Source organism: Segatella albensis DSM 11370 = JCM 12258, from assembly GCF_000426565.1.
In the GTDB taxonomy this organism is placed as follows: Bacteria; Bacteroidota; Bacteroidia; order Bacteroidales; family Bacteroidaceae; genus Prevotella; species Prevotella albensis.
Genome location: NZ_AUFP01000007.1, coordinates 19,562 through 34,411 on the forward strand (window position 1 = coordinate 19,562; position 14,850 = coordinate 34,411).

At 39.5% G+C, this 14,850-nt stretch carries 10 protein-coding genes and 1 pseudogene; 5 read left to right on the plus strand and 6 right to left on the minus strand.

Annotation, left to right across the window (positions count from 1 at the left end; translation table 11 throughout):
- Positions 1-20: 20 nt before the first annotated feature.
- The 4 genes from K333_RS0105245 to K333_RS0105260 all read right to left on the minus strand — a co-directional run bounded on the left by K333_RS0105245 (position 21) and on the right by K333_RS0105260 (position 7,574).
- On the minus strand, positions 21-1,430 hold the full coding sequence (locus tag K333_RS0105245; protein ID WP_036886117.1) for an efflux transporter outer membrane subunit: 1,410 nt from the start codon (positions 1,428-1,430) through the stop codon (positions 21-23).
- On the minus strand, positions 1,427-4,705 hold the full coding sequence (locus K333_RS0105250) for an efflux RND transporter permease subunit (protein ID WP_024989651.1): 3,279 nt from the start codon (positions 4,703-4,705) through the stop codon (positions 1,427-1,429). The genes K333_RS0105245 and K333_RS0105250 overlap by 4 nt, the downstream gene beginning before the upstream one ends.
- Before the next feature lie 42 nt (positions 4,706-4,747).
- Positions 4,748-5,944, minus strand: coding sequence for an efflux RND transporter periplasmic adaptor subunit (locus K333_RS0105255; protein ID WP_024989652.1), 1,197 nt, complete (start codon positions 5,942-5,944; stop codon positions 4,748-4,750).
- A 181-nt stretch (positions 5,945-6,125) separates the two neighbouring features.
- The gene (locus K333_RS0105260) at positions 6,126-7,574 is read right to left on the minus strand and encodes a CCA tRNA nucleotidyltransferase (RefSeq protein WP_024989653.1); all 1,449 of its coding nucleotides are present in this window, start codon (positions 7,572-7,574) and stop codon (positions 6,126-6,128) included.
- 133 nt (positions 7,575-7,707) lie between these two features.
- Here K333_RS0105260 and K333_RS0105265 point away from each other — a divergent pair, with 133 nt between their 5' ends.
- The 5 genes and pseudogenes from K333_RS0105265 to K333_RS0105290 all read left to right on the plus strand — a co-directional run bounded on the left by K333_RS0105265 (position 7,708) and on the right by K333_RS0105290 (position 12,503).
- Positions 7,708-8,259, plus strand: a complete 552-nt coding sequence (locus tag K333_RS0105265) for a DUF1599 domain-containing protein (protein WP_024989654.1) — start codon at positions 7,708-7,710, stop codon at positions 8,257-8,259.
- Positions 8,246-10,355: pseudogene (locus K333_RS0105270) on the plus strand (BT_3928 family protein). Before K333_RS0105265 ends, K333_RS0105270 begins: the two are co-directional and overlap by 14 nt.
- A gap of 77 nt (positions 10,356-10,432) precedes the next feature.
- Complete coding sequence (locus K333_RS0105280) at positions 10,433-11,116, plus strand: SPOR domain-containing protein (protein ID WP_024989657.1); 684 nt, start codon at positions 10,433-10,435, stop codon at positions 11,114-11,116.
- 4 nt (positions 11,117-11,120) lie between these two features.
- Entirely contained in the window at positions 11,121-11,714 is a 594-nt protein-coding gene (gene folE, locus K333_RS0105285) for a GTP cyclohydrolase I FolE (RefSeq protein WP_024989658.1), read from the plus strand.
- Positions 11,715-11,717: 3 nt separating this feature from the next.
- Positions 11,718-12,503: an exodeoxyribonuclease III gene (locus K333_RS0105290; protein ID WP_024989659.1), complete on the plus strand. Its 786-nt coding sequence runs from the start codon at positions 11,718-11,720 to the stop codon at positions 12,501-12,503.
- Between the two features lie 138 nt (positions 12,504-12,641).
- Here K333_RS0105290 and K333_RS0105295 read toward each other — a convergent pair whose 3' ends face one another.
- Positions 12,642-13,148, minus strand: a complete 507-nt coding sequence (locus K333_RS0105295) for a toxin-antitoxin system YwqK family antitoxin (RefSeq protein ID WP_024989660.1) — start codon at positions 13,146-13,148, stop codon at positions 12,642-12,644.
- 423 nt (positions 13,149-13,571) lie between these two features.
- Entirely contained in the window at positions 13,572-14,699 is a 1,128-nt protein-coding gene (locus tag K333_RS0105300) for an energy transducer TonB (protein WP_024989661.1), read from the minus strand.
- Positions 14,700-14,850: the final 151 nt, after the last annotated feature.

Consider the following 14,850-nt stretch of genomic DNA (forward strand, 5'->3'; position numbering starts at 1 on the left):
TTAAATAATTGATTGATATATTACTTAGCTCCACCACCAAGTGCATAATAGAGATTTACCACAGCCTGCATCTTAGAGAAGTCGTCACTAACCTTACTAAGTTCTGTATTAAGAAGACTGCTCTGGGCACTTATAACTTCCAGATAAGTACTACCTGCACTTGCCATCAGTGCTTTAGTATCTTCAACATTATGTTTCAGCACTTCGATTTTCTTTTTCTCAATCTTACTCTTTGCATCAGAAGCATTATAGAGAACGAGTGCGTTACTTACCTCACTACCTGCTGAAAGAACTTTATTTTGCCAAGTGTTGAATGCTTGCTTATACTGAGCTTCTGCTACGCGGAGACCTGCTACAAGTTGGCCCTTCATGAAGATAGGTTGAGTAAGAGATGCTACTGCAGAAAGCAACCAACTTCCTGGATTCGTGATGCCAACACCACCGCTATTCGTAAAGGCACCTGTAGCGGCAATAGTAAGATTTGGATAGAACTTACTACGCGCTGTCTCTACATTATAGAAGCACTGAGCAAGATTCATCTCTGCAGCATGAACGTCAGCACGATTCTTCAACAACTGGATACCTATACCTGTTGAAAAATTAGTAGGAAGGCTCTGCTTGTCCAAACGCCCACGGGCGATGGTCTGTGCCTGCTGACCAATAAGGAGGGAGAGCGAATTCTCTGTTTCACGAATTTGTCGCTTGATATCTTCCTTCTGAGTAAGCACAGAATAATAATTTGCTTCTGCACTCTGTACAGCAGTAGAACGTACACCAACAACTGCATCCTTCTGCAACTTCATGATCTCCCATGTATCCTTGGTAAGTTTTTCCATATCACCAATAACTTCCATCTGCTTGTCAAGCATCAATAGAGTGTAATACATGTTAGCAATATTAGCTATGATGTTGGTCTTCACTGAAACTTGATAATCTTGACTCTGAAGCAAAGCTACTTGAGCAGCGCGCTTCTGTGACAGAAGATTACCAAAGAGGTCTACATTCCAACTCGCATTGATAGGCAGTTGGTATGTTTTCGTTGCTTTTCCTCCATCCCAAGAGGCAATGGTACCTTGTGGAGAGAATGTAAACGACGGAAGGAAAGACAACTTTGCTGCCTTCAACTGAGCCTCAGCCATCTGCACATTCAAAGCTGCGTTCAGTAAGTCTGGATTGTTGTCCAAACCTTTCTGAATCAACGATTGTAATTGAGGATCTGTAAAGACACTTCGCCATGGAATGTTCGCAAAAGAGCTTGTGTCACGAACAGCAAGTGTATCACTGGCTGAAACAGAATCACGAAACAAGCCAGAAGTCTTAACTTCCGGACGCTCATACTGTCCATAAAGACTCTTGCAGCCAGTCAAAAAGACTGCTGCGAGAGTTAATATTATAATTGACTTAAACTTCATATCCTTAGTCCTCATCATTCTTTGTTTTCTTTATTTTTTGATGTATATGCAGTTAATGTATGGGCATATTGTGCCAATTCGGCTGCTGCTTCAGGATTTTCTTCATCCTCAAAGGTAAGTGGAGTAAACTTCTCCTGCAACCATTCAAATGCAACAAACAAAGCTGGAACCACAAAAATCTGGCATATGGTACCAATTAACATACCACCAACAGCTGCTGCTCCTAGAGTCTGGTTACCATTCTTGCCTACTCCACTGGCAAACATCAAAGGTAGCAAACCGATGATCATCGCTAATGATGTCATCAAGATAGGACGAAGTCGAGCTGCGGCACCAAGAATCGCACTATATTTAATAGCCATACCCATACGGCGACGCTCCAACGCGAACTGTACGATAAGAATAGCATTCTTTGCCAAAAGTCCAATCAACATAATCAACGAAATCTGCATATAGATATCGTTTGAATGCCCAAAGATTTGTGTGAAGACAAAGGCTCCTGCCAAACCAAATGGAATTGACAAAATAACAGACAATGGCAACAAATAACTCTCATACTGTGCACTCAAAATCAAGTATACGAAAACAAGACAGAGTACAAAGACAAGGGCCGTAGAGTTACTACTTTCTGCCTCTGAACGAGTCAGACCTGAATATTCATAACCATATCCCTGAGGTAATGTATTCTTGGCGACCTCAGCAATTGCCTGCATGGCCTGACCTGTAGAATATCCATCCGCAGGAGTCACACTGACATTGATAGCCGTAAACAAGTTGAAACGTGCAATATTAGAAGGGCCATATACCTTCTTTAAGGTACAGAACTCTGATACTGGAGCCATCTCGCCACTAGCCGTACGGACATAAATATTGCTCAACTGGTCTGGACGCATTCGATCATTAGGAGCGGCCTGTATCATTACACGGAACAATTTACCATATGCATTGAAGTTAGATGAATACATACCACCCAAATAACCTTGAAGAGTTGACAATACCACTGTAGGAGAGATTCCAGCCTGCTTCGTCTTAGCAACATCTACATCTACCATATATTGTGGATAATTAGGATTGTATGATGTCATCGCAGTAGTGATTTCTTCACGCTTATTCAACTCTTTCAAGAAGTCTTGAGTAACACTGAAGAATTTGTTCAAGTCTCCACCGGTCTTATCCTGCATGGTCATGGTAATACCGTTCTGAACAGAGAAACCTGGAATCATTGGAGGACCGAACGCAAGTATCTGTGCATCCTTTATAGATGCTGTCTGCTTGTAGATCATACCCAGAACAGAATTTGCTTCCAAAGGATTAACAAATAAAGCCATTGGGTCACCCTGAGTAATAGCATTCTTGATACGAGCGATGAAACCACCCTGTCGTTCTTCGAAAGGCTTCAACTTAATAATAAAGGTAGCTTGATCGGAACCCTGACCCGCAATGAAGTTGTATCCTAAGATACCTTCACGACGCTGAATAGCTGGGTTACCTTTCAACATATCATCAACCTCATGCAGAATTTGTCGTGTACGCGACTGGCTTGTACCTGGATCTGCAGATATTGTGATAAACAAAGTACCTGTATCTTCATCAGGAACCAATCCTGTCTTTGTAGTAGCCATAGTTATAGCTAATGCGATGACACCAACCACAATAGAAACACCTGCTATCAGTTTGTGATTCATTACACGCTCTACACCTTTTTTATATTTGTTGGTCACCTTATCAAACATGCGGTTGAAATTCTCATGGAATCGACCGATAAAGGTTTTACGCTCTGGTGTCTTCTCATCCTGATGAGGTTTCAACAGTACAGCACAAAGTGCAGGAGACAATGTCAACGCATTCAATGCTGAGATAATGATAGATATGGCCATCGTAACACCAAACTCACGATAGAAGGTACCTGATGTTCCTCCAAGGAATGATACTGGAACGAATACGGCCGACATCACAAGTGTAATAGAGATGATAGCACCAGAAATTTCATTCATTGCGTCGATTGATGCTGTCAACGCACTGTCGTATCCTTGATCAAGTTTTGCATGAACAGCTTCCACAACCACAATAGCATCATCGACAACAATCGCAATTGCCAGCAACAATGCCGAAAGTACCAACAGGTTTACCGAGAAGCCAAATACCCACAAGAAGAAGAATGTACCTATCAATGCCACAGGAACGGCAATCAGCGGTATAAGCGTAGAACGCATATCCTGCAAGAATACATATACAACTAGGAATACAAGTGCCAAGGTGATGAACAGGGTCATGATAACCTCTTCGATAGATGCGAAAAGGAACTCTGTAATATCCTGCTCTATTGTAAACTCCATACCAGGAGGGAAGCTCTTGCTTGCTTCCTCAAGAGCAGCCTTCACGTCGGTTGCAATCTGAGTCGCATTAGAACCCGCAATCTGGTTTACCATACCCATTACGGCTGGATTACCATTATTAATCAGGCTTACATTGTACATCAATGAACCTAATTCTATATCGGCAACATCTTTCAGTCGTAATGTCTGACCAGTAGTATTACTTGTAATCAAGATATTCTCGAATTCGCGCGCACTCTTCAAGCGACCCTTATAACGAAGCGCATATTCAAAAGACATATCACTGTTCTCGCCTAATGAACCTGGAGCAGCTTCTATATTCTGCTCTGCAAGAACTGAAGAAATATCAGATGGAACTAGACCATACTGTTTCATCTTATCAGGCTTCAGCCATATACGCATTGAATAATTGGCTGTAGATGGACTCTGCACATCACCTACACCGGTGATACGCTTCAACTGTGGAATAATATTAATATTATTGTAGTTGGTCAGAAATTGTCCATCATAACGACCATCCTCAGAAGTCAGAGAGTACATGATTACATTAGAACTCTGACGTTTGGTAACAGTTACACCAACACGTGTTACTTCGGCTGGCAACAATGCCTGAGCCTGTTGAACACGGTTCTGAACATTAACCGCAGCCATGTTTGGATCTGATCCCTGTTTGAAGTAAACAGTAATCATCGCAGTACCAGAATTGGTAGCTGTTGATGACATATACGTCATATTCTCAACACCATTGATACTCTCCTCAAGAGGGGTAACAACAGAATTCAATACAGTCTGAGCATCAGCACCCGTATACGTTGTCGATACGACAATCGTTGGAGGAGCAATATTAGGATATTGCTCGATAGGCAATGACACCAATCCAATCGTACCCAGCAAAACGAAGAAGATAGACACTACCGTCGAAAGTACCGGGCGTTTGATAAAGTTTGTAAAAGTCATATTTCTACTTTTATTATCTTTTTAACTTTTTCTGACCAAGGATTATTTTCCTTTCATTGCACTAATAAAGCCACTTGCCGTACCTTGCTTTTCTGCAAGTTTGGCTGCTTGATCAAGATTCTTCTGATATTGTGCTGCTGTGATTGGCTTTATCAACATACCATCCGTAAGTTTGGCAAGTCCTTTGGTTACGATACGATCTCCAACAGAGAGTCCTGAAGTAACCACGTAAGTCTTACCATCATTGTCTGGATTTACCTTAATCTCAGTATATTTTACCTTATTATCAGAACCAACCTTATATACGAAATACTTATCTTGTACAGAAGATGTCGCCTCTTGTGGAATTACGATTGCATTCTTTGCCTGACGTGGAATAATAATCTGACCAGCGCCACCACTCTTCAAAAGTTTTTCTGGGTTAGCAAAATGTGCAATAAGTGAATAAGCGCCAGTAGAAGCATCGATGACACCACTCATTTTAACCACTTTACCTGGATGAGCATAAATTGTACCATCTGCCAACTGCAATTTCACAGCTGGGAAATCCTTTATTGCAGCATTTACACTACCTGCTGTTTTAGAGAGATTCAATATCTCACTTTCTGCCATAGAGAAGAACACCTCTATAGTACTGATATTAGAGACCGTTGTCAAAGGTTCTACAGAAGATGCACTTACTAAAGCACCAACCTTAAAAGGAAGACTACCTACAACACCTGCTGCCGGACTCTTAACCTGACACCAACTTAGTGTTTCCTGTGCAGAAGCCAAAGATGCTTGAGCCTGAGCGAGATTAGCTTGAGCTGTAGCATATGCATTCTGAGCAGAAGATAGTTCATATTGACCAATTACATGCTTATCAAACAACTTCTTATTATTCTGATAAGTAAGACGAGCTGTACTCAACTGAGCCCTTGCTGTATTTACACCTGCCTGAGCCTGTCGAACCGCTGCTTGATAGGTTTCGCTATCGATAGTAAACAACAATTGACCGGCGGCAACAGTCTCTCCTTCATGTACAAGAACCTTGGTTATAAAACCAGAAACTTTAGGACGAACTTCAACATCCTGAATACCCTTTATTGTGGCAGGATAGGTTGTCTGCATTGATGCCTCTGATGAACCAATGACTTCAACAGGAAATTGATCGTCACCAAACTTAGGTGCACCACTACCTCCACAAGATGAAAGTGTTGCAGCAACTACAACCACAAACAAACATTTTCTAATATTCATACCTATATTCCTATATATTATATTTATTACTCTATTATCTTTTGCAAGTTGAAAACCCCAAACACATTATTAGGTTTTCAATTTGCAAAAATAATAATAAACGGAAATAAAACAAGCTTTAACTCTAATATTTTTAACAAAGTTTCTATATTGTTTTTGAAAAATTTCAATATAAAAACATTTAGCATAGTCCCATATCGTGGGCTTTCTTCATGAGAAGCTGCATTAAAGGCTCTCTCTCGTTCTCTACCTTATTATCAAGTACAGCATCCTTCAAGGTCTGCTTCAACATACCAACCTCTCGACAAGGTGTAAGATGAAACATCTCCATTATTTCATTTCCATCAATACATGGCTGGAGCAATCGCTTATAATCACGATCCTTCAAATCCTTGAGTTTCTCTCTTACGATTTTAAAGTTATCAAGGAAGCGTTGCTTTCTTTGCGCGTTCTTACTTGTAATATCAGCCTCACATAGTGTCATCAGGTCGTCGATGTCGTCACCGGCATCATTCATCAAGCGACGTACAGCACTATCCGTGACTTCTTCATCTGCAATAACGATAGGACGCATGTGCAAATCTACCATTTTCTGAACATACTTCATCTTAGCATCCAATGGCAGTTTCATACGACGGAATATTTCCGGAACCATCTTTGCACCCAGATAATTATGATTATGGAACGTCCATCCCAAAGCTGGGTCCCATCGCTTACTCTTTGTTTTACCGATATCATGAAGTAAAGCAGCCCATCTCAGCCACAGTTTATGGTCTTTATCAAGTTCCTTATTTTCCTGAGCTTTGCATACATTCTCCAAAACCTCCAAAGTATGATTATAATTATTCTTATGCGCTCTTCCGTTACGCGTCTCAACAATATCCAATGCCGTTAATTCAGGAAGGATAATCTGCAGAAGACCAGACTCACGCAGATAATAGAAGCCAATACTAGGATGAGGAGAAAGCATAATCTTATTCATCTCATCTGCAATACGTTCACCACTAATGATTTTTAATCGCTCCGAGTTTCGTACGAGAGCCTCACGGGTTTCGTCCTCTATCTCGAAATTCAACTGAGTGGCAAAGCGCACGCATCTCAACATTCTCAACGGGTCATCAGAGAATGTAATATCAGGATCAAGAGGAGTCGCAATAATTCTATCCTCCATATCCATTACTCCTCCAAAAGGATCTACCAATTCGCCGAAACGTTCCTTATTCAGACACACAGCAAGTGCATTGATAGTAAAATCTCTACGATTCTGATCATCCTCAAGCGTACCATCTTCAACATGAGGTTTACGACTGTCATGGCTATAGCTCTCTTTACGAGCGCCAACAAACTCCACCTCAATATTTTTATATTTTACCTGTGCTGTACCGAAATTACGGAAAACTGAAATATGAGCTCTCTTACCAAGTTTTTTCTTCAAAGCATCAGCGACACGTATTCCACTGCCAACAACGACAACATCTATATCGTTAGAAGGCCTTTCCAAGAATAAATCTCTAACATAACCTCCCACCACGTAACATTCCAAATGAAGAGAATCTGCAGCTTCTGATATTTTATGAAAGATGTCCTGATCTAGCAGCTCTGCAAGCTGTGCATTGGTAAGTTTTCTCATTATTATTCTAAATTACAATCAGCAAAATTGATTTGTGGTTGCAAAGATACAAAAAACTTTTTAGACTCATTATATATTAGATAGGTAAATTATTTGGTTATATCACAAGAAATAATTAAATTTGCACCCGATTATGGCAAAGAATTCTTTAAACACAGAAGAGCAATTCCAAAGCATAATGGCAGAATGCCATGCGCTTTTTGAAAAGAAGTTACACGACTACGGAGCTTCATGGCGAATACTCCGTCCATCATCGCTTACTGACCAGTTGTTCATTAAGGCCAAGCGCATTCGTTCTCTTGAAATAAAGAAGGAATCACTTGTTGGTGAAGGAATTCGTCCTGAATTTATCGCACTCATCAATTATGGTATAATTGGTCTTATTCAATTAGAAAAAGGATTTGCTGATTCCGTAGACATAACAAATTCTGAAGCTCTCACCTTGTATGAGGAACATACTAAGGAAGCTTACGAATTGATGCTCAAGAAGAACCATGATTATGGAGAAGCCTGGAGAGACATGCGAGTAAGTAGTTATACAGACTTTATCCTTACCAAAATAGAACGCATAAAGGAAATCGAAGACATTCAGGGTCAGACACTTGTAAGTGAAGGTATTGATTCCAACTACATGGATATCATTAACTATGCTGTATTCGGAGCTATAAAACTTGGAGAAGATTAAAATCATACTGAGCAATTTATGCCGCATCGTCTTGGCTATAACATTTATCTTCTCAGGATATGTGAAAGCCATCGACCCTATGGGCACCCAATATAAGATCGAGGACTATCTCGAGGCTATTAGCTTACAGAATATCTTTCCCGATTGGTTGACGCTCACTACATCCATATTGTTATCGGCATTAGAATTCTCTTTGGGAATCTTCATGTTATTTGCAATCAGAAGAAGAATATGTTCTAAGATTATTTTGTTCTTCATGATAGCAATGATGGCAATATCACTTTGGCTTGTTATAGCCAACCCTATACAGGATTGCGGATGCTTTGGTGATGCTATAAAACTAACAAACAATCAAACACTTTGCAAGAATGTCATTCTTTTGACATGTGCCCTCGTAGTAGCAAAATGGCCATTAGATTTAGTCAGGTTCATATCAAAGTCGAACCAATGGATAGTGATCAACTACACCATTATCTTCATTCTGATTTCAAGTGGGCTTAGCTTATATGGATTACCACAATTCGATTTTCGTCCATATCATATTGGGGCAAATCTCAAACAAGAGATGACTATACCGAAAGGAGCCCCTCAACCAGAATTTGAGACCACCTTCCTCCTGAGAAAGAACGGAGTAACCAAGGAATTCACTATCGACAATTATCCCGACAGCACATGGGAATATGTTGATCGAAAGACTGTCCAAACTCAAAAAGGGTATGAACCTCCGATTCACGATTTCTCGATTACGACAATAGAGAGGGGCCACAAAGGCGAAGACATTACAAATAGAATACTTGATGATCCAGGATACACATTCCTGTTGATTGCGCCACATCTGGAGACTGCTGACGACAGCAGATTTGGAGACATAGAACAAATATATGAATTTGCAGAGAATCACGACTATGGTTTCTACTGTCTTACGGCAAGTAATCAAGGCGGCATCAAGAGATGGCAGGATCTTACCGGAGCAGAATACGAATTTTGCACAACCGATGAGACTACCCTTAAAACGATAATAAGGAGTAACCCAGGACTTCTGCTCATCAAGCATGGAGTTATCATCAACAAATGGAGTCATAACAGTCTTCCCAACCAGAAAGAACTGGAGAAGCCTCTAGAAGAAAGTTCATTAGGGAAGTTAGAAAAGAATAGTATTCCCAAGAAGATTCTGGAAATCATCTTATGGTTCATACTGCCTCTCATACTCCTAACTATAGCAGACCGCCTATGGGCTTGGTCTAAGTATGTAAGAGAGAAGGTAAATCAAGGAGAACAGAAAATAAAGAAAATAGAATTAGATTGTATAACAACTTCTAAAAAAGAAAAGAAAAATGAGAAAGAAAATCGTAGCAGGTAACTGGAAAATGAATGAGAACCTGCAAGAAGGTGTTGCTCTTGCAAAAGAGATCAACGACGTATTAGCAGCAGACAAACCAAACTGCGGTGTTATCATCTGTACACCATTCATCCACTTGGCTAAGGTAGCTGATGTTTTGGATCAGAATGTTGTAGCTCTTGGTGCAGAGAACTGCGCTGACAAAGAAAAGGGTGCTTACACAGGTGAAGTTTCTGCAGCTATGGTTAAGTCTACAGGTGCACAATATGTCATCTTAGGTCACTCAGAGCGTCGTCAGTATTATGGTGAGACTGCAGAAATCCTGAAGGAGAAAGTTCAGTTGGCTCTTGCTAACGGTTTGAAGGTAATCTTCTGCTGTGGTGAGACTCTTGAGGAGCGTGAGGCTAACAAGCAGAACGATGTTGTAAAGGCTGAACTTGAAGGTTCTGTTTTCAACTTGACAGCAGAAGAGTGGAAGAATATCGTATTAGCTTATGAGCCAATTTGGGCTATCGGTACCGGTAAAACCGCTACATCTGATCAGGCTGAGGAGATGTTAGCATACATCCGTTCTATCGTTGCAGAGAAGTACGGAAAAGAAGCTGCAGAGGATACAACTATCCTTTACGGTGGTAGCTGCAAGCCTAGCAACGCTGCTGAACTCTTCGCAAAACCTGACATCGATGGAGGCTTGATCGGTGGTGCTTCTTTGAAGGCTGCTGATTTCAAGGGTATCATTGATGCTTGGAAGAAGTAATTGATATTTAATGATGATATGACGGGAGAACTTATGTCCTCCTGTCATATTTCTTTTAGAATTGACTATTTAGTAAAATGAAACAATTCGTCATTATTCTATTTGTAGCACTATGTTCTGCCGTAAACATTAACGCACAGACCTACCTTGAACATATTCAGAAGAAAGTTCAGGGAGAAGGAACCGTGACTGTATCTCAAAGCAAGGAGATTGACGAACTTATAAACGGCAGTCATCCACAACAGCAAAACAACAGTCACCCCCAACAACAACCTACTAAGACTTCTACAGACCATACAAAACATATAGAAACTCCTGTCAACAAGAATGTATCCAATAACAACATTCATAAAGAGCCTATTGTCAGTAAAGAGACAAATCACGAAAACAAGGTATCAAGAGATAACGTACAGGAAAACAAGAAAGAACGCGAATCCAAAGACGAAGAATTCGATATACCAACCGTGAATCTGCGCAAAAAGGTAATGCGCGGAAGTTACAAAGTAACAGGTTATCGTGTACAGGCATTTGCAGGAGGAAACTCTAGAGTTGACCGACAAAAAGCCGAAAGCATCGGCAATGCTATAAAGATGAAATTCCCAGAACAACCAGTATATGTACATTTCTACTCTCCACGTTGGATATGCCGCGTAGGAAACTTCCGAAGCTATTCTCAAGCAGAATGGATGCTAAAGGAAATAAGAAAGATGGGATACCACTCTGCATGTTTGGTAAAGGGAAAGATAACAGTTCAGAAATAACGATATGAATCCAGAAACAGAATTTCGCGATGGCCTTGACGAATTGGCCGCACATTATAAAGAGGTATTAAAGCTTCTTGGTGAAGATCCAGAACGAGAAGGACTACAAAAGACGCCTATGCGCGTAGCAAAAGCTATGCAGATTCTGACACGTGGCTATACACAAGATCCTCACAAGGTATTAACAGATGCTTTATTCAAAGAAGACTATAACCAGATGGTTATCGTAAAGGATATTGATGTATATTCTCTTTGTGAGCATCACATGCTCCCTTTTTATGGCAAATGTCATGTAGCTTATATTCCTAACGGATATATCACAGGATTAAGTAAAATTGCCAGAGTTGTTGATATCTTCAGCCATCGCTTACAAGTACAAGAGCGACTAACCCAACAAATCAAGGAATGCATTCAGGAGACCTTGAAACCTCAGGGTGTGATGGTAGTAATCGAAGCCAAGCATATGTGTATGCAGATGCGTGGTGTTGAAAAGCAGAATTCTATAACAACCACAAGCGATTATTGTGGAGTATTCGATGACCTCACCACACGACAGGAATTCATGAGTTTACTACGGGGTGAATCTAAACGCATATAAGATATGAAATTTATATCATGGAACGTGAATGGTCTCAGAGCCTGTATGAAGCCTAAGACCGATGACAATGACAAAGTAATAAGCGAAGGATTTGAATATTACTTCAATCAACTAGATGCCGATTTCTTTTGCCTGCAGGAAACGAAGATGCAAGCAGGACAATTGGATTTGAATTTCCCTGGGTATCACGCTTATTGGAACTATGCAGACAAGAAAGGATATAGCGGTACAGCAATATTCAGCAAGCATGAACCTATAAACGTTACTTATGGCATTGGAATTGATGAACACGACCATGAAGGTAGAGTTATCACATTAGAATTTGAAAATTTCTATCTAGTAACGGTATACACTCCTAACTCACAAGACGGTTTACGCCGTCTGGACTATCGCATGACATGGGAGGACGATTTCCAGAACTACCTACACCAGTTGGATGCTACCAAACCCGTTATTGTTTGTGGGGACATGAATGTAGCCCACCAAGAGATTGATATCAAAAATCCTAAGTCAAACCGAAGGAATGCAGGTTTTACCGATGAAGAGCGCGAAAAGATGACTCAACTACTAAGCAATGGATTCACCGATTCCTTCAGATACAAATATCCAGACCAGATAACTTACAGCTGGTGGAGCTATCGTTTTCATGCGAGAGAGAAAAATGCAGGATGGAGAATAGACTATTTTCTATTATCCAACCGACTAAGAGAGTTCATGACAGATGCACAGATACATACCGAGATTTTTGGAAGCGACCATTGCCCTGTCGAACTAGACATAAACTTATAACAAAACATCCTTAGATAAGATAAAGGTTAATACACCTATATATATAAGCAAAGCAGCACTCCTCCCGGAGTGCTGCTTTCGTCATTGTGGTATTCAACAAAAATTTAATTTATAAGAGAGATTTTATTAATATTCTTTTTAAAGCAGAGATTTAATTTCTGAAAGAGGTTTCTTCTCCATTGAACCGTCCTTATGAGTAATCATAAAGTAATTGTGAACAGACTTACCGCCTACGAACTGGATAACAGCAACACCACCATCACGCATCTGCAATGTGAAGTAACCTTCACGCTTACCGTTTACATAGTTTCCGTGCCATTTCTCCTTACCATTAATATAATAGGTGGTAACCTCACCATTCAAAATGGTATTGGCATCATTGCCAAGGTCTACGAAGCTATATCCACCTTCAGCTTTCAGATTTCCATTCATATAAAAATCCTGGAAGACATCCTCTTTATGAATTCCTTGACCAGTCGTCATCAACAGTCTGTAATAACTAGCTTGATCAGCAGATGCTACATTCATCATATTTGCAGCATAATATATTGTATCAGCAACTACAGTTGCATTTTCAACATGCTTACGACCAAAACTTGCGATGGTCATCAAAGCCATAACTGATATCAAAAGTATACGTTTCATGATTGTACGTTTTTAGTTTATAATCTGTTATTATGTTTTTATTTCTACTGCAAATATAATGTATAAATCTTATATATAAAAACTTTTTTAACACTATTTTATATAATATTTTTCACGCAGAAAAAGTTATAATTGCAAATACACCTTTCAATTTAAAACTTAATGAAAATCGGGCATAAAACTTACACTTTGAAAAACGACAAGTTTACAAATAGCAGAAAACAGCCCCACCACATTACATTTTGTCAACAAGTGCTATCAATACCTGCTGTTACCGCACACAGCGTTTTACCATCATCTTTCAGTTCAAATTAGCATACATTGTAAACATTTTATCATTATAACAAATGAAAGAGAAATCGCTTGATATATATCAAATCGATACATATCAAGCGATTTCTAAAAGCAAATAGTAAACTTATTCTATTTTAGTCTTACACTAATTGGGAAAACGCAAAAACATCTCACTGCTTTCCCATTTACTTTTGCAGGATTCCACTTAGGCATCAACGCAAATTTATCTATTATAGCTCTTTCCACTTCCGGATCACAAGGAATAATAGATCTCATATTACTCAAGGAGCCATCCTTTTCGACAACAAAAGAAAATCCACACTTAAATTTATCAGCATACTTAATAAACGGTATCGGAAAATCCAGTCCTTCTTTTAAATAAGAATCAAGTGGCTGTGACAGGTTAGGCTCAGGCAAAACATCTACTTCTGTGTAAACCATATCGGTATCACCATCAAAGGTATTTTGCGGTATTCCATGTACTGAGATCTTAGGAATATCGCAGCCAACAAGCTTCTTTACCGGTTTGGAAAGAATGTTCAACTTATCCTTAAAAGGTATTGTAGCCCGAGAAGAAAAGACACCAGTCTCTTGAGAATATAATGTATAATAAAACACCATTCCATACTTACTTAACACGGCATCATAAATCATTCTCTCAACCCCATTGTTTTGAATCGGAGATTCTGAATTAACGAGTATCGCCATCGCTAGTTCATTTCTTACATTCTCGCTATTTTTTATTTTAAACGGGTTCAAGACATCCCTAACCATCAGTATTTTATCGTTTATCATGTCGTAAGTAAAATAACAGAGTAGGTTCTGTTTCTTCATCTTCGAGGAATCTTGAGGCACAACGTTCTTACTTAAACTATAGGAAATATAGCGCCCAAAACTATAGCCGACAACATGAAGTTTGACATCAATATAGCAAAACTTAGAATCATCCGGTACGGAATGAAGTTGACCATTAACCAAGTTACCAAAGCTCGACAGGTATTTTCGGCACGATTCTTGATAAGATGTATCATTATTATCGAAGACTATCTGATTGAGATATCTTTGCAAAACCGGCTCTGAAGAGAAGTTCAGATATTCTGGCCACTCCAAATCCAAATCCACAACATTAGCCTCATCATCCTTCAAATATAAACCATGGTAATGCTTATATGATATGCTATAAGATAAGGATGCAGATTGACCAAAAGTGGCAATAAAGGAACATAAACTTAAAACTATAAGAATTGACTTTTTCATACTTTATTAAATTATACTGCTGATTCCATAAAAACCAACATGGTTACGACACTAACAACTGCAAAATTACAAAACGTTTTTGTAATAACAACACAGAAGGCATCGTTTTATTCTCTTAAAGTCGTTCCTTCTAGTTCTGATATATTTGTAT